The sequence below is a fragment of the Shewanella aquimarina genome, from assembly GCF_023349185.1.
GTDB lineage: Bacteria > Pseudomonadota > Gammaproteobacteria > Enterobacterales > Shewanellaceae > Shewanella > Shewanella aquimarina.
On the sequence record NZ_JAKIKY010000002.1, the window covers coordinates 436,552 to 454,730 of the forward strand.

Below are 18,179 nucleotides of genomic sequence, written 5' to 3' on the forward strand. Positions count from 1 at the left end.
TAACACGCAGCGGGCGAGCCCAAGACGGAGCGCCCGTTACGCTTTTTATTTACGCTTTTATGACCTGGCTCATCTGCACCGTGAGCTAATCAGTTGGTGGCGAGTGTCGCCTGTCTCTCGGCGAGGCGCTGTGCAAACAGCGCCTCTTCGGCCTCGCTAAAGCCTTGTTTGAGGCTGGTTAAACTGACCTCCAGCTTGCCAGTGGGAAGATAGTAAAACTGATCCGTTAGGGCGAGTTGGGCCCAGATGGCGGCGTCTACCCTCTGCCCCGTTTCTACACAGGCCTGATGCAGGGGCTCAAGTGCCAGGTTCTCGCCGGCGAGCGCGGCGCGCTCAAGGTAAGCGATGGCCTCTCTGGGATGGCGTCGTCCCCTGTCATCTTCATGGAACAGTCGCAGCCCATGGGTAAGCTCTATGCTGGCCTGTTGCTCCTGGCTCAGTGGATGCTCGGTCAAAAACTGCCGATACAGGCTCTCGGCCTGCTCCAGCTCATAGCTTCCCATCTTGGCACTCAATTCGTCGACCCGCTCAAGATGATAGGGGGCGGGATCTGTGGCGGCCAAGCGGTAGTAGCTCAGCGCCGTGGGCAGATGACGGCGGGTGCCTAATCCATCTTCGTGGGCCTTGCCCATGAGGAAGAGGGCATCCGTCCACCATTGCTCGGCCAGCGGCGTGAGCAGGGCGATCGCCTCGCGGTGGCTGTCGCTATCGCGTTTATGTTTGAGCAGTAACTCGCCCAGGCGATAGGCGGCGCTGTGATTCTCCATGGCGAGCGCTTGTCTTAGGCACTCCTCTGCCTTGGGGATATCCTGAGGCAGGGCTGTGCCTTCCTGATAGAGGTGTGCCAGCTCGATGAAGGCAAAGTCGTTTTCCTCGGCTACCTCGTGCATTAGGCGCTCTGCCTCGCGGGGCTCGGCCGGGCCGCCTTCTCCCGTTAGCAGCATCTGCGCCAGCAGGCTCTTGGCTAAGGGGTCGCTTTCGGTAATGGCCTCCAGCAGGGCTCTTGCCCTGATGGGAGCCGGCTCGCCATGGCGCGGTTCCAGCAGCACCTTGGCCAGGTGGTAATGCGCCTGCGTGTCACCCGCCTCGGCGGCGAGGCCGAGATAGTGCAGTGCCTTGGTGCCGTCGGGGTCCAGCAGCGGGCTCTCCTGATAGAGCCTGCCGAGCTCGGCCTGCTGATTGCTATTGCCCTGATCGGCGCCAGGTTTCAGCATGGCTTCCAGTTCGTGACTGCCGCCTTCTTGGCTTGGATGAACCTTCAACTTGAGCATCTGGCGTTGAATCTGGGCAAATTGTTCATCCAGCTCGGCCGCTTGTTGAAACCAGTGATCGGCCTTATCTAGGTCATACAGATGGTGATCTTCGAGGCTGTAGAGTTCGCCGAGAAACTGCGCCGCATGGGCCATGCCCATGTCGGCCGCTCGCTCAAGATAGTCGATGGCCTGGGCATCTTTGCCTCGGTTCAAGAGTTGGCTGGCCTGAAACAACACCTCGTCAGGGCCGCCGCTAAGCGCTAGAGGTTGTTTATTGCGCCAGTTAAGGTAGACCAGCAGCAGGGTGATGAAGAGTAGGGCTAAGATTACCGATAAAATAACGACTTGCATTGTGGTCCTTCACATTGTCTATGGCAGCAATGAGGCGAGTGCTGATGTTGGGCGATGGATTCGTCCCGAGATCCTCGGCGGCAAGTTTGCACCGGTTTATCTTATTAAACAAGCCATTAGCCTGTTTATTTTTATCGCCTAACCTAAGGTTTCCCCCTTAAGCCTACGTGCCTTAGATTAGGCTAGATGATGCTCGCTAACGCCTAGATAGGCGTCACCCCGGCGTAGGGGATGCCCGACAGCCTGGCCATCTCGCTGTGCCAGGTGGCGAGATCGTCCAGGTTGAAATCTTGCAGGCTGTGATGGCCGCAGGCCCTGGCCATCACCTGCATCAGTTCGGTGGAGGCCTGAAGAAAGTTGGCCAGCTGCTGCGCCGATTTATCTATGTTGAGGCGCTGACGCAGGTCGGCATTTTGGGTGGCAATGCCGGCGGGGCAGTTGTTGGTGTTACAGATGCGGGCGGCCACGCAGCCGATCGCCTGCATGGCGCTGTTGGCCAGGGCCACGCCGTCGGCGCCAAGGGCCATCGCCTTGACAAAGTCCATGGGCAGCCTGAGACCGCCTGTGATGATCAGGGTAACCCTGCCGCTGGCGCCCTGCTGGTCGAGGTAGCGCCGGGCGCGGGCCAGGGCTGGAATGGTGGGCACGCTGATGTGATCGCGAAAGATCTGCGGCGCCGCGCCCGTGCCGCCGCCTCGGCCGTCGAGTATGATGTAGTCCGCGCTGGCATCCAGTGCAAACTGGATCTCCCGTTCGATATGGTTAGCACTGAGCTTAAAGCCGATAGGCACGCCGCCGCTGAGTTCTCGCACCCTGTCGGCGAAGCGTTTGAAGTCGGCCACCGAGTTGAGGTCCCTGAAACGCGGTGGTGAGATGGCATCTTGCCCCGCCGGAATGCCTCTTATCTGGGCGATCTTGCCCTGGTTCTTGCTACCGGGCAGATGACCGCCTGTGCCTGTCTTGGCGCCCTGGCCCCCCTTGAAATGGAACGCCTGTATCTTGGCCATCAAGGCTTCCTGGTAGCCAAACTGGGCGCTGGCCAGTTCGTAGAAGTAGCGGGAGTTGGCCGCTTGCTCTTCGGGCAACATGCCGCCCTCACCCGAGCAGATCCCTGTGCCCGCCAGCTCGGCCCCCTTGGCCAGGGCGGTCTTGGCCTCTTCCGATATCGCGCCGAAGCTCATGTCCGACACCAGCAGGGGGATCTTGAGCCTCAGCGGCTTGCGTGCCTCTGGGCCTATGATCAGCTCTGTCTCGACGGCTTCCTCTTCAAACAGAGGCTTGCTGGCTATCTGGGCCGTCATGATCTGAATCTCGTCCCAGCTGGGTAGCTGATACCTGGGGACGCCCATGGCGACCATGGGGCCGTGATGACCGAGAGTCTTCAGGCCTTCCCTGGCCAGCTGATGGATCAGCTCGACGCGGGGCTCCTCCTGAGTGGCGACCGCCTTGGGCGGCTTGCCGACATCGACTCCTAAGGCCTCGCGTCCAGGCCCTTCTTGGCCCACCTGGTCGGCGGTGAAGTTTTTATGGGTGCCGTCGCAGTAGGGGGCATTGCCCGTGTGTTTGCAGGCGCACAGGTAGGCCTCGCCATCTTTCTCGGCGGTGAAGGCCTTGGGGCTAAACCCAGTTCCCTTATGGGAACCATCGCAGAAGGGCTGGTTATTGGAGCGGCCACAGACACAGAAATAGTATTCCTTGCCTTTGGTGAGCTCGACTTTCTTAGGCTTGTTATCGGCGATGATAGGGTTAACCATGGAATCTCCTTAGGGGCTGCGCATTGGCCGTTGCCTATAGTCTAGGCGCATTTTCGCCGAGTCGCCGCCTGGTGATTCAATGGCTTTGTGCGCTGGGTGTTGACCCGGGGCGGTGAAAAATTCACACTCAGTTGAATCGATTTAGCGGTAATTTCGGTCTGTTTACCCACTGAGGCGAGATCAGCTTGCAGGCTTGAGGAGGTAAGGTGACAAGGCGAGGGAATAAGATGGCTACAGAGTATGCCTTTGAAAGCGGCTTGACCCGGCGGGCGTTTCTGGCTGGAAGCGGCGCCGCGGCGATGCTGTTGGCGGCTAAACCCCAGTTGAGCTGGGCCGACACCGAATTTTCCATCACGACAAGGCCGCAAGGTTTTGATGTGATCAACCGCGCCATCATTGAGGCGGTGCAGCTACATCTGTTTCCCGATGATGGCGATGGCCCCTCGGCCAAGGATCTCAATGCCTATCGCTATCTCTTGTGGGCCATTGAAGATCCCGATAATCGCATCGATGAGGACAGGCAATTTATCTTGCAGGGCGCGGCCTGGTTGGAGGATTGGGCCGATACCCAAAGGGGACGTAGTTTTCTGGTGATGAGCTGGGAAGAGCAAGACGCGCTGCTAAAAGAGATTGCCAAGAGCCGCGCCGGTGAGAACTGGCTCTCCCTGCTGCTCTATTACCTGATTGAGGCGCTGACGCTGGATCCCCTCTATGGTGGTAATCCAGACGAGATAGGTTGGCGCTGGCTCGAGCACCAGCCGGGTTTTCCTCGGCCTAAAGCGGGTAAGAGTTATCTCGATTTTTAATCTGGGATGACAGGCCACTTTTTAGCAGATTTTTATTAGGACGCTTTGCAGATGACAGCAGCTAGGGGATTAGCAACTAAGAGGGAGCCACAGACGCCCCATCAATTCGAGGTTTGTATCGTGGGCAGCGGCGCGGGCGCCGGCCCCATCGCCTATGAGTTGGCCAGAGCCGGGATCGACGTGGTCGTGCTGGAAAAGGGCGACTGGTATACCGAGCAGGATTTCGTGAAAGATGAGCAATTGCCGCGCCACAGGGTGTTTCGCTCTCGGTTTGACGAGGAGCGTCACGTGCTCGAGCTACCCGATGGCGAGGGGGGCTGGCGCCGGGAGACCACGGCGCAGTTTTGGGGCGGCAATATCGTCGGCGGCGCCTCTAACTTTATGAGTGGCTATTTCCATCGTCTCAAGCCAACGGATTTTCGTCTCGCCTCGATCTATGGGGTGATCCCCGGCAGCAACACGGTCGACTGGCCCATCAGCTATGAGGAGCTAGAGCCGTATTACACTAAGGTGGAGCAGCTTGTCGGCGTCAGCGGCCGAGTGGTGCAACATCCCCACTTAGAACCTAGGTCGACGCCGGACTTTCCCTTTGTACCTACCGTCGAGCACCCTATCGCGGCGCGTTTCGATAATGCCTGCGAGGCGCTTAAGCTTAATCCGCTGCCGATGGCGCGGGCCATATTGTCTCGCCCCTTCAACGGGCGGATGAGCTGCGAGTATTCCGGCTATTGCGGCAGCTATGGCTGCCATTCGGGTGCCAAGGGCAGCTCCCGGGCGGCGCTGCTGAACCATGCGGTGGCTAGCGGCCATTGCCGCATCATCCCACGAGCCAAGGTGTATCGACTCAATACCGATAGCAAGGGACGGGTGAGCTCTGCCGACTATTTCGATGCCAAGGGCGAGAGTCGGCGGATCCAGGCCAAAATTTTCGTGGTTGCCTGCTACGCCATCGAGAGTGCGCGCCTGCTGCTGGCGAGTACTGGTGAGAAACACCCCAAGGGGATAGGCAATCGCCATGGCCAGGTTGGCAAGAACCTGCACTGCTGCGCCGGCGGGACCGGCCATGGGGTGTTTAAGCTGGATAAACTATCAGCCGAGACCGCCAGAGGCCTCAAGCAGCGCGGTCCCTTCTTTAATCGCGCCCTGCAAGACTGGTATGTGATTGATGATAAGGCGGCGTTCGATAAGCCCGTAAAGGGCGGCACCTTAGACTTCGTGTTCGACCCGCCATCGCCCACCAGTGAGGCGAATGCGCTCAAGTGGCAGGAGGGCAATCTGCTCTGGGGCACGCCGTTCAAGCAGAAGCTTAAGGCGCACTTTACCCAGTCGCGGGACTTTAAGTTTGAGGTCTTCTGCGACTGGCTCACCCATGATGAGTGTTTTGTCAGCCTGGATGATGAGGAGAAGGATAAATGGGGCCAGCCGGTGGCCAAGGTGCGCGCCGGTTTTCATCCCCATGATCTTAAGGTCGCCCAGTATCTGATCGATCGCGGCGTGGAGGTGATGCAGGCCATGGGTGCCGACGAGGTCTGGGGCAATGTGTTTAGCGACCCCACGGCCAACCTAGTGGCGGGGGGATGCCGCTTCGGTGTCGATCCGCGCACATCTGTGCTTGATCCCGATTGCCGGGTACACGATTGCGATAATCTGTATGTGACCGACGGCGCCTTCATGCCAAATGGCGGGAGCGTCACCCCGACCTTTACCATTTATGCCAACGCCTTTCGGGTGGCCGACAAGCTGCTAGGGCGCTTAAAGCAGGCTTAGCTGTGGTGATTCAGCACGGATTTTGCCCCTGGGTACACAGGGGGCGCAAAGCTTTTCTATACTCAAGGGGATAGCCAGTTTGCAACAGGAGATCCACTATGAGTCATACCTACAAGATCATCGAACTCGTTGGTTCCTCACCCATAAGTTCGGACGAGGCGATTAAGAATGCCATCGAATCGGCCAGTCAGTCGCTGCATCATCTCAGGTGGTTTCAGGTGGTCGAGACCCGGGGGCACTTAGAGGCCGGCTTGATTGCCCACTGGCAGGTGACGATTAAGGTGGGCTTCACCTTAGACTCAGATTGATGATGCAAGGCGTCAGGCGTCCCGGGGCAGCCCCTTTTCGACGGTGCGGATCACCCTCTGGGTCTTACGATTGATTTGAACGTCACCAGACTGCTGGCGCGCCAGCGCCCAGTCGACATGCTCGCGTACCATGTCGTCGACCTCTTCGCTGTCCCGGCGAGCCTTGAGGGCGGCGATTACATCCTCTGATGCCGGGGCATTACCCAGGGCAATCGCTATGTTGCGCAGCCAACGCTTATGGCCGATACGGCGAATGGCGCTGCCTTCGGTAAACTTGAGAAACTCCGCCTCGCTCCAGGCAAAGAGGGTCAATAGTGCTGGACGTTTGAGCGGGTCCCGAGTATGAAAATCGCTTTCCTGGGTCAAGGGCGCCTCACCATTGACCGGACACACCAGCTGACAGTCGTCACAGCCATAGATGCGGTTGCCTATCAAGGGCCTGAACTCCTCGGGAATTGCCCCCTGCAGTTCTATGGTGAGATAGGAGATGCAGCGTCTGCCATCCACTACATAGGGCTCGACGATGGCGTTGGTGGGGCAAGACTTGATGCAGGCCACGCAGGTGTTGCAATCGGCTTTGACTGGAATATCCACAGGTAGCGGGAGATCGATAAGCAGCTCACCCAGGAAGAACCAGCTCCCCGCCTCATGATTGAGTAGCAGGCTGTGCTTGCCCGTCCAGCCGAGCCCGGCCTTATCTGCCAGTGGGCGTTCTAAGATTGGCGCGGAATCCACGAAGGGGCGGTAATTGGGGCGCGCTAACCCTAAGTCATCCAGCTCGGCCTCAATCTGCTGCCCCAGCTTCTTTAGCCGGTTGCGGATCATCTTGTGATAGTCACGGCCCCCCGCGTAGCGCGAGATATAAGCCAGATTGGGGTCTTTAAGGTGGGTGGCAAAGCCGGCCTCTGGCGGCAGGTAGTCCATGCGCGCACTGATGACCCGCACCGTGCCCGGATGCAGCTCATGAGGGCGGGCGCGCATCATGCCATGACTCTCCATATAGCCCATCTCGCCGTGGTAGCCCTTATCGAGCCAGGCCTGTAGTTTGGGCTCTTCGGCGCCGAGATCGGTATCGCAGATGCCGATTTGCGCAAAGCCTAATGCCTTACCCCAGGTTTTGATCTTAAGGGCGAGCTGCTGTAATGCTTGAGGCGTCAGGGCGCTGTGGTGAGACATACTTTGGACCAAGAGTGGTGAGGTCAGGATAACTGTGGCGCCATGATAACAGTTTTGCTTTGCGTGAGAAAATTTAACACGGCTGGTCAAGGCGATGACTAATGCCAGTGGTTAAGGCCATGACTAATACCAGTGATTAATCTAGTGGTTGGGGTTTTGCTTAAAAGAATAGCGAGGGCCTGGTCTTGCCTCTAATGGCGCCTATTGCAATTTGGCTGGGCGCTATTTAAGTTGGGAAGAGGAGTCGAGAAAAGGGCTCGGCAGCATAGGCACAAATTTAGGCTCTGAATATAGGCACTAATTTAGACACTAACTATAGGCGCTGAATATGGGCGCCAAATATAGGCATTAGTATAGGCATAGGGAAAGCCTGCCCATCTTAGACGATAATCAATAACAGGCGTTGGCCTAACTTGCGGGAGAGCAATTTGATCTGGTGTAGCGCGTGGCGCATCTTGCTGATTGGTTTATCGCTGATCTATTTATCACTGCTTGGTCTATCTCGTCCGGTTGGGGCGGCGCCCCTGCGTATGTTGACCGAAGAGTGGGCGCCCATGAGCTATCAGGAACAGGGGCTTCCCATGGGCTATGGTGTCAGCCTGGTACGGCGCCTCGCCAGTGAACTGGGCGAAGAGGCCAATATCGAGGTATTGCCTTGGGCGAGGGCTTTTGCCATCGCAGAGGGCCAGGCCAATGTGCTCTTGTTTGCCACCTCTCGCAACGAGCAGCGCAGCAGGAATTTCGATTTCGTCGGTCCAATTGCTACCACCAGTATCTCTATCTATGCCAAGGCCGAAGACAGGGTCACGCCCACATCGGTAGCCGAGCTGGATGCTCTGGGCAGCGTCGGCGTCTATCGTGGCTCTCTGGGGGAGTCTATCCTGATGCGTCAAGGGGTAGAGCACCTGACTGTGGCTAGCTTTCCCCAGCAGTCGGCGCGTCAGCTACAGCACGACAGGATCCGTTTCTGGTGTCAGGCCGATCTGGCGGTGGCGCGACTGCTGGACGAGGTGAATATGGGGCTGGATGAGGTGCATCCCGTGTTGGAGCTGGCGCAGGTAGATCTCTATCTGGCTTTCTCTAAGGGGACCGATCCAGAGCGGGTGCTTCGCTGGCATGATGCCCTGGCTAAGCTGCAGGCATCAGGCGAGATGGCGCGCCTCTATCACGAATGGTTTCCCAAACTCACTCCACCCCATCGTATCGAGTTGCTTAAACACGGTGACTTAAGTTTGTAGGTCGCTGGTTTTTCGCGGTTAGCTAACCGCGACTATTGGTTGACTGCTGCGTCTTAACTGTGGCTTCTGGTTAATTGCAGCTGTCGGTTAATTGAAATTATTAGGTATCTAATATGGCGCAGTTACGACCCGATGACTTGGCGCGGTAGAGGGCATCGTCGGCCCGTTTCAACAGCTGCTCGAAGCTCTTGTCGCCATCTGTGCAGGCGATACCTGCGCTGATGGTGAGCTTGAAATTCATGTAGACGTCATCGAAATTGCTGCTCTCTACCGTGGTGACCAAGCGCTGGGCCACATTGAGGGCCTGCTCGGCCGTAGTGCCGGGCAGGATAACCAGAAACTCTTCTCCGCCGACACGCCCCACCAGATCTTGTTTACGCATCAGTCCGTTGCTGATGTTGGCGAGGGCGATGAGCACCTTATCACCTATATCATGGCCATACTTATCGTTCACCTTCTTAAAGTGGTCGGCATCGAACAGTATGATCGACAGCGGGTGGTGCTCCTCATTCTTGGACTTGAAGTATCCCTCACCCTTGGAGTAGGTGTAGCGCCGGTTAGGCAACTGGGTCAGGTGGTCCGTCAGCGCCAGGATTGAGAGCAGCTTGGACTTCTGTGACTGCTTGTAGGCGACGATCGAGAGAATGATCATGATGATGCAACCCAGCACGATCACCGCCAGTTGCAGATACTTGTTCTGCTTGAGGATCACCAGCTCGTTTTCCTTGATCTTCTGCAGTTCGATCAGCTGCTGGTTCTCGCGCTCTATCTGTTCGGTATTGAAGCGAGTTCGCATCTCGGTGGTGCGATTGGTCTGCTGGGTGGCATCCAAGGATTTGTGGGTCTGTATGTAGCTCAGTAGCGCCTCGTAGGCCTGTTGCCAGTCTTTTTCGGCGACGAATATCTGGCTATGTACCATGTGTAGCTTTTCCAGGCCGCGGGCATTCTTGATCGCCTCAAAGCTCCGCTTGGCCTTGTCGATATAATCGAGTGCCTGAGGATATTGCCCCTTGTTGAGGGCCGACTGTGCCTGATAGAGGCGCATGAAACTATAGCTGCCCCCTATTTCCGGTTGCACGTGCTTCTCTGCGAGATCCAGGTAGGCCTTGGCTTCGTCTTCACGGTGAAGCTGAATCAATACGCCGGCGACATTCACTGCTGTATAGGAGCTGGCCTCTTCGCCTTGGGTATCGCGCCAGTATTGATGGGCTTCCCTGTGTTTCTTCAGCGCCGCCTCATACTCGCCCAGCTCTTCCAGGGCGAAACCTATTTCTGTCTTGATGGCGTTGGCACCGTCTCTGTCACCCGTATCTTCGAATCCTTTTTCCAGCTTGCTATAGTACTTGATCGCCGTCTGGGGATCGCCGAAGCGGCGATAGCTGGTGGCCAGCTCGGTGAGGTTATAGATGGCCCAGTATTGCAGGTTGAGGGATTCATAGAGGTGTTGGGCGGTGATCAGATCCTCCAGCGCCTGGGCAAAGTTGCCCTGAAAAGAGTAGATGGCGCCGCGCAGTGAGCGTGAGTCGGCGATCAGCCTTGGGGATTCTATCAGATAGGCTTCGGCGACAACCTTGTTGTATTCCTCCAGTGCCACCTCCACCTCGCCCAGCAGTTGGTGCATGAAGGCGCGGCACAGCTTGAGATCTGTGGTTATCTCTGGCGAGGCTGCGACCCCTTCGGTAAGGAGTTTCATGTCGGCAAAGGCGATGGCATCTTTGAGCGCTTGCTGCTTGGTGATGTCATAGTTGTTCCAGCAAAGCACAGTCTGCAGCTTGAGGTAACGCTCCATGTCATCGGGCGAGACATTGGTCGTCAGGAAACCAAGCGCCTCTTTGATCGCTTCTTGGTCACTATATTCGCCGTGATCGAATTTCTTGAAAATAGCATCTATCTCTTCGGCGGTATTTTCTTGCGCCAGGCTCGATGGGCTGAGCCCTAAGAGTGGGAGGCTAAGACTGATCAGCAGCAGAGACGTTATCCAGGATTTTGCTTTTATTTTTCTTGTCATTTTTAGCTTTGCCAACCTTGCTATGTGACCATTTAACCATAGCATAAACACTTTTTTTGTAACTATATTATACGGATGACAGTTTATTGACAGTAAAAAGTATATTTTTTATGCGTTTATTTTTAACTTTTATATAACAAAAGTGGCAACTTTGCTTTTCAGCCGGACTAGGGGTATAACGTCAGCCCTTATTTTGCGCCCGCTTGGCGGCCTAATCCGGCGAGTGTTTTTCGGCGAACCTGGCCGCGGTGAGAGCGGCGTGTTGTGTTGAGAGTGTCTTATGAGTAAACCCAGTCAAGAATATCAGGCGATCGCCGAACAGGCGGCGCTGAACGTATGTAATACCGTGATCCCTATGGATAAGGTGCCGGCAAATCTGCTGGAAGCCTATGCCAATCTGTTTAACGAGCTGTTAAGCGATGAAGAGGGTAAATTTTCCACCGCCTGGGAGGCCCTGCCTACCAGCGCCAAGGGGCTAGTGGCTCAGGCCGAATTCCACGGCTTCTATATCGCTAACTCTTGGTTGCAACTTAGCCGCGTCGCTCAGGATATCGCCGAGCTGGCCGATAGCGACGAGGCGATTGAGGAGAAGGAGTACAACAACATCTTTACCCGTCTTTCAGATGCCTCGCTCAAGGAGAGTGTGAAGAAGTTGAAGAAGGCCCGCACCGACCGCGCGCTACTCAATAGCATCAAGGCGGTCATCGCGGGTAAATAATTGGGCCGATAATAGACTGGTAGCTAGCTTGCGCAATTGGCTACCGGCAGCGCGCTATTTTATCGAGGCTATCTCATCCTCTGTCAGGTAGCGCCATTCACCCGGTGCCAGACTCTCGTCCAGCACAATCTCGCCGATAGACTCCCTGTGCAGTCCCACCACCTTGTTGCCGACGGCGGCAAACATACGTTTCACCTGATGATATTTGCCTTCGGTGATGGTGAGTCTCGCCTCATGGCTGCCAAGCAACTCAAGCTTGGCCGGTTTAGTGAGTCCCTCTTCGCTGCGCAGTGCCAGCCCGGTGGCAAATTGCTCGACCCACTCCTCTTTGAGGGGATCGGCCAGCTGCACCAGATAGGTCTTACCGCATTCGCGTTTCGGCGAGGTGACCCTGTGGGACCACTGACCGTCGCTGGTGATCAGCACCAGCCCAGTGGTATCGGCGTCCAGTCGTCCGGCGATGTGTAGGTCTTCTTTATGGGGCAGTTCGAGCAGATTGAGCACAGAAGGGTAGACCTCATCGACGGTCGAGCAGAGGGTATCCACCGGCTTGTGCAGCATGATAAAACGTGGCCCAATCAGCGAGATAGGCTCGCCGTCCAGACAGACTTTCTGGCTATCATTCAACTTGAAGCTGCCATCTTTGATCACCTGGCCATCGACGGTCACTTCACCTCTGTGAAGGGCCTTCTTGGCCAAGGAGCGGCTGAGGTGGGTGGATTCGCTGATAAATTTGTCTAAACGCACTGGGTTAACCTAAGGATGCTACTGTGGGGCGCTATTATGAGGCCACAGAGAAGAAAGGAAAAGTGCGAGAAAGGAAAAGTGGCAATCGGGATAAATGCCGGTAAGGAAAAATGTTAGCATGAGTAATCTTATATTGTGTATGCATCCCTAAGGAGTCGGCAGGCGATGGAAGCTCTTAGTGAATTTGACAAGATGATCGGCGGTCAGGAGTACAACTGCCTCGACAGCGAGTTGCAAAAGCGCTGGCAGTTGCGGCAACAGGCGAACGCCGAGATGAACCGGCGCGGGGAAGTGGACAATGAGCTGCTGCCTCATCTGGATTCCCAGGCCGTGATTAAGCTGCCGCTCTATATCAGCTATGGGCAGAATCTGCATGTGGCGCCTCAGGTATTTATCAACGTCAATGTTACCCTGCAGGACAACGCCCCTATCACCATAGGTCGCCAGACCATGATAGGGCCAAACGTGCAGTGCTACACCGCCAATCACCCACTGGATTCGGAGCGTCGCTGTGAGGGCTGGGAACAGGCCGAGGCTATCCTGATCGGCGAGCGGGTATGGATTGGTGGCGGGGCGATCATTCTGCCGGGCGTAACCATAGGCGATGAGGCGGTTGTCGCGGCGGGCGCCGTGGTGACTAAGGATGTTCCTCCTAAAACTCTAGTGGGCGGTAATCCGGCGCGGGTGATACGGTATATCTAGGGCCTGTTGACCTTTTGAGAACAATTTTTGTTCTAATTGAGCACGTTCAAATCGCGGCATGAGGCTTGAAGTATAGTTATTCTATATAAAAGCCGAGTAACAAAGAGTTGAACGTGCTCAAGACGAACCCTGCGGGCAGCGTCTGTATCATTTTTCTACTGCGTTATCGCTCATTGATGTAGTGCACTACATTACAATCGCTCTGCCTTGTATAAAAGCGATACAGAATGCTGCAAAAATGAACGCGAAAGATAAACAGGCCCTAGGCGCTACTGGGCTGCAGGCCTAGGGAGAGGAAATCTTTACTTACATATGAGTAACCATAATTTCACCCATGGGCCGCAGATAAACTTGTTTACATTGGCCTAATCCCTTTAACATAGGTCTCTTGAAGCAGTTTTTGCACCATTTTGGCTTCGCCATGACAGTCGCATTGCTAACAAAAAAACAATTAAGCATAAAAGGAATTCACATGAAAAAAGTGTTCGTTGGAGGGGTTTGCGCCTCTTTGATTCTTGGTCTTAGCGCTTGCAACAGCGACCAGGCAGAAGTTAAGGCCCCTGAAACCGCCAAGACAGAAACCGCAGTTGCGGTAGAGCAGGCCCTGACCTCGGGTATCGATTTCGCTAACTTCGATAAGTCGGTACGTCCGCAAGATGATTTTTATAGCTATGTAAACGGCACCTGGATTAAGAACACTGAGATCCCAGGCGATCGCACCAGCACAGGCGCCTTCTATGACCTGCGTGAGAAGTCACGTGACGATGTTAAGGCGATCATCGAAGAGGTGGCGGCTACGCCTAACCTGAAGGCGGGCAGCGATGAGCAGAAGGTTGCCGACCTGTATCGCTCTTTCATGGACACAGACCAGCTAGACAAGCTGGGTATCAAGCCGATTCAAGGTGAGCTGGACAAGATCGCCGCCCTTGAGAACAAAGATCAGCTGGTGGAATACTTTGCCCACAGCCAGATCATAGGTGGCGGCACGCCGCTGGCTTTCTATATCAATATCGACGCGAAAGACTCTAGCCGTTATGCGACTCATATCTGGCAATATGGTTTGAGCCTGCCTGAGAAGGATTACTACTTCAACGAAGCCGAGCGTTTCGTCAACATTCGTAAGGCGTTTGTGGCCCACATCGAGAAGATGTTCACCTTGGCCGGCCTGCCAAACGCTAAGGCGAGCGCCGAGCAGATCCTTGCGTTGGAAACCGCTATCGCCAGCCGTCATTGGGACGTCGTCGAGACCCGTGACAGCACTAAGACCTATAACCTGTATCAGGTAGCGGATCTGCCTAAGCTGGCACCGGATATCAACTGGAACGGTTACCTCAAGACCCTGGGCGGCGACAAGCAGGCCGACATCATTATTAACCAGCCAAGCTTCATCGAAGGCTTCAACGAAGTGCTGAAAGCTAACGATCTGTCTGTGTGGAAGACCTACATGACCTGGCAGACTCTGACTCACTTCGCTGGCGATCTGAGCACAGAGCTTGACCGTGAAAACTTCGAGTTCTTCTCTAAGACACTCAACGGCCAGGCGGAGCAGCAGCCACGTTGGAAGCGCGGCGTGAGCACGGTAAACAACCTGCTGGGTGAGGTTGTGGGTAAGGTTTATGTGAAGCGTCACTTCAAGCCAGAAGCCAAGCAGCGCATGCAGGAGCTGGTTGAAAATCTACGTCGTGCCTATGGCGAGAGCATCGACGGCCTGGAGTGGATGAGCCCAGACACTAAAGTTGCGGCTAAAGACAAGCTGGCTAAGTTTGATCCTAAGATTGGTTACCCAGATCGCTGGGAAAACTACGACAAGCTGACCATCAAGGCCGATGACCTTGTTGGCAACAGCATGCGCGCCAGCGAGTTGAGCCACGAGAAGGAGCTTGAAAAGTTAGGTTCACCAATCCGTAAGTGGGAGTGGCACATGACGCCACAGACGGTGAACGCCTACTACAACCCAACCATGAACGAGATCGTCTTCCCGGCGGCGATTCTGCAGCCTCCTTTCTTCAACATGGAGGCAGATGACGCGGTGAACTATGGCGGTATCGGAGCCGTGATCGGTCACGAGATGGGGCATGGTTTCGACGATCAGGGCGCTAAGTTCGACGGCGAAGGTAACATGCGTGACTGGTGGACCGAGCAAGATCTGAAAGAGTTTGCTGCGCGCGGTAAGGCGCTGGTAGATCAGTACAATGGTTACTCGGTGTTTGACGACCTGAATGTTAACGGTGAGCTGACCCTGGGTGAGAACATCGGCGACCTGTCAGGCGTAACCATCGCCTACAAGGCTTACAAGATGTCACTCAACGGTAAGGAAGCACCGGTTATCGACGGCCTGACCGGCGACGAGCGTTTCTTCATCGGCTTCAGCCAGATCTGGCGCGCCAAGATGAAGGAAGAGGCGATGCGTAACCGCGTAGCGACCGATCCACACTCACCGGCTAAGTTCCGTGCCCTGGGCGCGCTGTCTAACATGCCTGAGTTCTACACCACCTTCGACGTTAAGCAGGGCGATGCCATGTACATCGAACCCGCTCAGCGTGTGAAGATCTGGTAACTCGAGTTTTCTCGATGAAAAAGAGCGCCAAGGCGCTCTTTTTTTATGTCTGTTTCATGATAAATAATTGTTCATCATCCATTCAGCAAGGGTTAAGTGAACCCTGGCTAGATTAAGGGTACAAGGCTTGCGCTTTTACCGAGGACGGTTATGAATAAGTTGTTTAGACCCTTTTTTATCTTCCTGTTACTTGTCTCCACCCGTAGCGCCCTGGCGACCAATTATGACGCCTTAATCGACACCAAAGAGGAGTCTGGTTGCTACGCCCAGAAACAGTCTTTCAGTAAAGACCAGCATGGTCTGCACGCCATCGCCAGTAGCTCCGCCGCCCTGATCCGCCAGAGTAGCGACGACCTCGATAGCCTCTATGCCCAGGCCCAGAACGCCCAGCAGGAGCTGACTAGCCTGCTAGAGGGGCTAAATACCCAAGAGAGTTACCAACTGCTGATCCCCGAAGTGAAAAGCTATGAGCGTGCTAAGGCCAAGATTGCAGCCAAGTTTGACGGCGACGCCAGCCGCATCACGGATCTGGCCAGGGCCAGCCTGGTGGCCGAAGATATTCAGGGGCTGATGACGGCGTTTGAGGATCTTCAGCAACAGGTCAAGGTGCTGCAGGTGAAAAACCGTTTCGCCGAGCCTAAGGCTTCTGGTTATCGCGACCTCAACCTGCTGGTGCAGTTACCGCAAACCGGCATGATCGCCGAGGTGCAGCTGCACCTCAAGGCTATCGCCGAGATCAAGAGCGGAGAGGAACATAAGGCCTACGAGCAGATCCAGGCCATCGAGGCGCGGGCCATGGCCCAGTCCCGCGACTTGAGTCAGTTGGAGCTGGCGCAGATAACCAATCTGCGTCAGGCTTCCCACAAGCAGTACCACAAGGCGTGGCTCTACTATAAAAGGCTGGACAGTGCCGAATTGCTAGCCGCGGCCTAATCTTTGTGTGGCGCTGTGTCTGCGATAAATTGGATTAACAATCTGGGCTTAAAGCGATTATACTTGCGGCCATTAGCCCATTTAGAGCAGACGACAATGCACGATCTTATCGAGCAACTCAGGGAACTGAGCGAGACAGTTCCCGTCCCTCTGGAGCTGCCCAGCTTCGATCAACTGGTCGAAGTGGAAGAGCAGATCCTGATCCCCTTACCCGCTGAGCTGAAAGAGTATCTCCTCTACGCCAGCGACGTGATTCACGGCACTATAGAGCCTGTGACCGCAGCCGATCCCTATGCCCATACCTATCTGCCCGAGGTGACCTCCTATGCCTGGTCTATCGGCATGCCGAGGGAATATATCGCCATCTGTCAGCAGGGCGATGACTTTTACTGTATCGATCAGGAAGGTCAGGTGATGCTGTGGCAAGACGGCGAGCTGGCCGAGGAGAGCTGGGAGTCGTTCTGGCAATGGGTCGAAGAGGTTTGGATCCCCGCCTAGGCGCGTGACAAGATTAACTCAAATTTGGATATCAAGATGGCAAAGACAGCTGAATTAAATGCAATAGAAATTAAATACCTGCGTCACTCACTCGGCCTAACTGCCGCCCAGGTGGGCGAGCTGAGCAAGTGCAGCGAGGCCGATGTGTTGGCCTGGGAAGCGGGTGAGGCCGAGGTGTCTGGTCTGGCGGCCAAGAAGCTGCTGGAACTGGATGAGACCATAGAGATGCAGGTGCTCAACACCTGTGACGGCATCGAGGAGCTGTTTAAGAAGGAGCCTAAGCGTCGTCTGAGCTTCGTGGTCTACCCGACACAGGCCATATACACCCAGTACAACCCCGAGTTCTTAAGCTCGCTGCCGTTGACCGAGCTATACAACACGGCGGCCTGGCGCATCAAGAAAGAGTGTAAGCTGGTGCTGGAAGTCGAGGTCACTCTGGTGCCGCTGGACGTCGATGCCTATAAAGCCTATCGCGAGAAGGAAGGCCTGAAAGAGAGCCGCGAGAGCCGCGCCAAGTGGGCAGCTACACAGCTGTGAGTTAACCCCTGATTCGATAAAAAGCCCTGCTCTAACGAGCGGGGCTTTTTTAATTATCTTTCATCTTTAAACTGTGTTGCTTCAACGAGCCCTATGCTATCTTGTGCAGATGTTACTTAAAGGTTAACTCAATTTGGACAAGGATATGTACCAAGCCGTCAGCCCTCGCCAGGCCATCTTGCTTTTAGTCGCTATCGCCGCAATTATCTATCTGCCGCTCATCGAGAGTCTGTTACCCGGCTTGTTTGGGGCCTATTGGCTCAACCCACCTTTTATGGCCAAGGTGAAACCCATGGTCCTGCTGATAAAACTCATTGTGGTATTTTTTGGCTTTTGGAAGTTGGAGCAATATCGTCGCCAATTTAGCGAGTTTATTCACCTTCATTGGCCGGTGTCTTTCTTCATTCAGCTCAGTTTCTTGGTTGGGATAGTTCAGCTGATTTTACTGAGTCTAGGTTTGTTGATGGGCCTGGTATTGAGTCCAGATACTGATGAGCAGAGCCAGTTTAAGCGCGATCGAGATTACGCCATCTGGGTGCAGACGATAGACCCTGGTGCCATGGGCAAGGCCTATCACAAGGTGTGGCGCCAGTGTGATTTGCCGCTGTGGCGTTATCAGCTAAAACCGATTAAAACCTTGGACTGGTTGGGCGACATAGAGGTGAGTCTGGATGAGGAGCTCTTGAGGATCCGTTCTCGGAAGGATGAGATCATGCTGGATCTTGCCAAGGCACCGGATTGTGTGGCGACTTAAGGGCAGTTAGCCGTAAACTGAGGAAAATGAGCGAATATTTTTAGGCATTATGGCCTAAGGAGGACAGCATAA

General features: G+C 55.3%; 17 protein-coding genes. 12 read left to right on the plus strand and 5 right to left on the minus strand.

Features of this window, described 5'->3' with window-relative positions:
- Window positions 1-89 precede the first annotated feature (89 nt).
- Complete coding sequence (locus L2731_RS04050) at window positions 90-1,604, minus strand: tetratricopeptide repeat protein (RefSeq protein ID WP_249251943.1); 1,515 nt, start codon at window positions 1,602-1,604, stop codon at window positions 90-92.
- Between the two features lies 1 nt (window position 1,605).
- Between L2731_RS04050 and L2731_RS04055 the strand changes: the two genes are divergently transcribed.
- Window positions 1,606-1,746, plus strand: coding sequence for a hypothetical protein (locus L2731_RS04055; protein WP_160290135.1), 141 nt, complete (start codon window positions 1,606-1,608; stop codon window positions 1,744-1,746).
- Window positions 1,747-1,807: 61 nt separating this feature from the next.
- Here the strand turns inward: L2731_RS04055 and L2731_RS04060 are convergent, their stop codons facing one another.
- Window positions 1,808-3,358, minus strand: a complete 1,551-nt coding sequence (locus tag L2731_RS04060; protein WP_249251944.1) for a glutamate synthase-related protein — start codon at window positions 3,356-3,358, stop codon at window positions 1,808-1,810.
- Window positions 3,359-3,585: 227 nt separating this feature from the next.
- Between L2731_RS04060 and L2731_RS04065 the strand changes: the two genes are divergently transcribed.
- The 3 genes from L2731_RS04065 (at window position 3,586) to L2731_RS04075 (ending at window position 6,239) form a co-directional block, all read left to right on the plus strand.
- A complete protein-coding gene (locus tag L2731_RS04065) occupies window positions 3,586-4,164 on the plus strand; it encodes a gluconate 2-dehydrogenase subunit 3 family protein (protein WP_249251945.1) in 579 nt (192 codons plus the stop codon).
- A gap of 51 nt (window positions 4,165-4,215) precedes the next feature.
- On the plus strand, window positions 4,216-5,931 hold the full coding sequence (locus tag L2731_RS04070) for a GMC family oxidoreductase (protein ID WP_249251946.1): 1,716 nt from the start codon (window positions 4,216-4,218) through the stop codon (window positions 5,929-5,931).
- A gap of 98 nt (window positions 5,932-6,029) precedes the next feature.
- The gene (locus L2731_RS04075; protein ID WP_041508698.1) at window positions 6,030-6,239 is read left to right on the plus strand and encodes a dodecin; all 210 of its coding nucleotides are present in this window, start codon (window positions 6,030-6,032) and stop codon (window positions 6,237-6,239) included.
- Between the two features lie 12 nt (window positions 6,240-6,251).
- Here L2731_RS04075 and queG read toward each other — a convergent pair whose 3' ends face one another.
- Window positions 6,252-7,415, minus strand: coding sequence for a tRNA epoxyqueuosine(34) reductase QueG (gene queG / locus L2731_RS04080; RefSeq protein WP_249251947.1), 1,164 nt, complete (start codon window positions 7,413-7,415; stop codon window positions 6,252-6,254).
- Window positions 7,416-7,843: 428 nt separating this feature from the next.
- Here queG and L2731_RS04085 point away from each other — a divergent pair, with 428 nt between their 5' ends.
- On the plus strand, window positions 7,844-8,653 hold the full coding sequence (locus tag L2731_RS04085) for a substrate-binding periplasmic protein (RefSeq protein WP_249251948.1): 810 nt from the start codon (window positions 7,844-7,846) through the stop codon (window positions 8,651-8,653).
- Between the two features lie 100 nt (window positions 8,654-8,753).
- Here the strand turns inward: L2731_RS04085 and L2731_RS04090 are convergent, their stop codons facing one another.
- Window positions 8,754-10,661 (minus strand): tetratricopeptide repeat-containing diguanylate cyclase, encoded by a 1,908-nt coding sequence (locus L2731_RS04090; protein WP_249251950.1) that lies wholly within the window; start codon window positions 10,659-10,661, stop codon window positions 8,754-8,756.
- A 280-nt stretch (window positions 10,662-10,941) separates the two neighbouring features.
- Between L2731_RS04090 and L2731_RS04095 the strand changes: the two genes are divergently transcribed.
- A complete protein-coding gene (locus tag L2731_RS04095; protein WP_239852064.1) occupies window positions 10,942-11,379 on the plus strand; it encodes a DUF3069 domain-containing protein in 438 nt (145 codons plus the stop codon).
- 54 nt (window positions 11,380-11,433) lie between these two features.
- Here L2731_RS04095 and rsuA read toward each other — a convergent pair whose 3' ends face one another.
- Entirely contained in the window at window positions 11,434-12,126 is a 693-nt protein-coding gene (gene rsuA, locus L2731_RS04100; RefSeq protein ID WP_239852062.1) for a 16S rRNA pseudouridine(516) synthase RsuA, read from the minus strand.
- 165 nt (window positions 12,127-12,291) lie between these two features.
- Here rsuA and L2731_RS04105 point away from each other — a divergent pair, with 165 nt between their 5' ends.
- The 6 genes from L2731_RS04105 to L2731_RS04130 all read left to right on the plus strand — a co-directional run bounded on the left by L2731_RS04105 (window position 12,292) and on the right by L2731_RS04130 (window position 18,107).
- Complete coding sequence (locus tag L2731_RS04105) at window positions 12,292-12,828, plus strand: sugar O-acetyltransferase (RefSeq protein ID WP_249251952.1); 537 nt, start codon at window positions 12,292-12,294, stop codon at window positions 12,826-12,828.
- 472 nt (window positions 12,829-13,300) lie between these two features.
- Window positions 13,301-15,385 (plus strand): M13 family metallopeptidase, encoded by a 2,085-nt coding sequence (locus L2731_RS04110; RefSeq protein ID WP_249251953.1) that lies wholly within the window; start codon window positions 13,301-13,303, stop codon window positions 15,383-15,385.
- A 150-nt stretch (window positions 15,386-15,535) separates the two neighbouring features.
- Window positions 15,536-16,318: a RelA/SpoT domain-containing protein gene (locus L2731_RS04115; RefSeq protein WP_249251954.1), complete on the plus strand. Its 783-nt coding sequence runs from the start codon at window positions 15,536-15,538 to the stop codon at window positions 16,316-16,318.
- A gap of 96 nt (window positions 16,319-16,414) precedes the next feature.
- Window positions 16,415-16,816: an SMI1/KNR4 family protein gene (locus L2731_RS04120; protein WP_144201818.1), complete on the plus strand. Its 402-nt coding sequence runs from the start codon at window positions 16,415-16,417 to the stop codon at window positions 16,814-16,816.
- A gap of 36 nt (window positions 16,817-16,852) precedes the next feature.
- Window positions 16,853-17,353 (plus strand): DUF4447 family protein, encoded by a 501-nt coding sequence (locus tag L2731_RS04125; protein WP_144201816.1) that lies wholly within the window; start codon window positions 16,853-16,855, stop codon window positions 17,351-17,353.
- A 145-nt stretch (window positions 17,354-17,498) separates the two neighbouring features.
- Complete coding sequence (locus L2731_RS04130; RefSeq protein WP_249251955.1) at window positions 17,499-18,107, plus strand: hypothetical protein; 609 nt, start codon at window positions 17,499-17,501, stop codon at window positions 18,105-18,107.
- The last annotated feature ends 72 nt before the right edge of the window (window positions 18,108-18,179 follow it).

Coding starts and splice junctions, on each gene's coding strand:
- L2731_RS04050 (WP_249251943.1), bottom strand. CDS start 1,604: ATGCAAGTCGTTATTTTATCGGTAATCTTAGCCCTACTCTTCATCACC.
- L2731_RS04060 (WP_249251944.1), bottom strand. CDS start 3,358: ATGGTTAACCCTATCATCGCCGATAACAAGCCTAAGAAAGTCGAGCTC.
- L2731_RS04065 (WP_249251945.1), top strand. CDS start 3,586: ATGGCTACAGAGTATGCCTTTGAAAGCGGCTTGACCCGGCGGGCGTTT.
- L2731_RS04070 (WP_249251946.1), top strand. CDS start 4,216: ATGACAGCAGCTAGGGGATTAGCAACTAAGAGGGAGCCACAGACGCCC.
- L2731_RS04075 (WP_041508698.1), top strand. CDS start 6,030: ATGAGTCATACCTACAAGATCATCGAACTCGTTGGTTCCTCACCCATA.
- queG (WP_249251947.1), bottom strand. CDS start 7,415: ATGTCTCACCACAGCGCCCTGACGCCTCAAGCATTACAGCAGCTCGCC.
- L2731_RS04090 (WP_249251950.1), bottom strand. CDS start 10,661: ATGACAAGAAAAATAAAAGCAAAATCCTGGATAACGTCTCTGCTGCTG.
- L2731_RS04095 (WP_239852064.1), top strand. CDS start 10,942: ATGAGTAAACCCAGTCAAGAATATCAGGCGATCGCCGAACAGGCGGCG.
- L2731_RS04105 (WP_249251952.1), top strand. CDS start 12,292: ATGGAAGCTCTTAGTGAATTTGACAAGATGATCGGCGGTCAGGAGTAC.
- L2731_RS04110 (WP_249251953.1), top strand. CDS start 13,301: ATGAAAAAAGTGTTCGTTGGAGGGGTTTGCGCCTCTTTGATTCTTGGT.
- L2731_RS04115 (WP_249251954.1), top strand. CDS start 15,536: ATGAATAAGTTGTTTAGACCCTTTTTTATCTTCCTGTTACTTGTCTCC.
- L2731_RS04120 (WP_144201818.1), top strand. CDS start 16,415: ATGCACGATCTTATCGAGCAACTCAGGGAACTGAGCGAGACAGTTCCC.
- L2731_RS04125 (WP_144201816.1), top strand. CDS start 16,853: ATGGCAAAGACAGCTGAATTAAATGCAATAGAAATTAAATACCTGCGT.
- L2731_RS04130 (WP_249251955.1), top strand. CDS start 17,499: ATGTACCAAGCCGTCAGCCCTCGCCAGGCCATCTTGCTTTTAGTCGCT.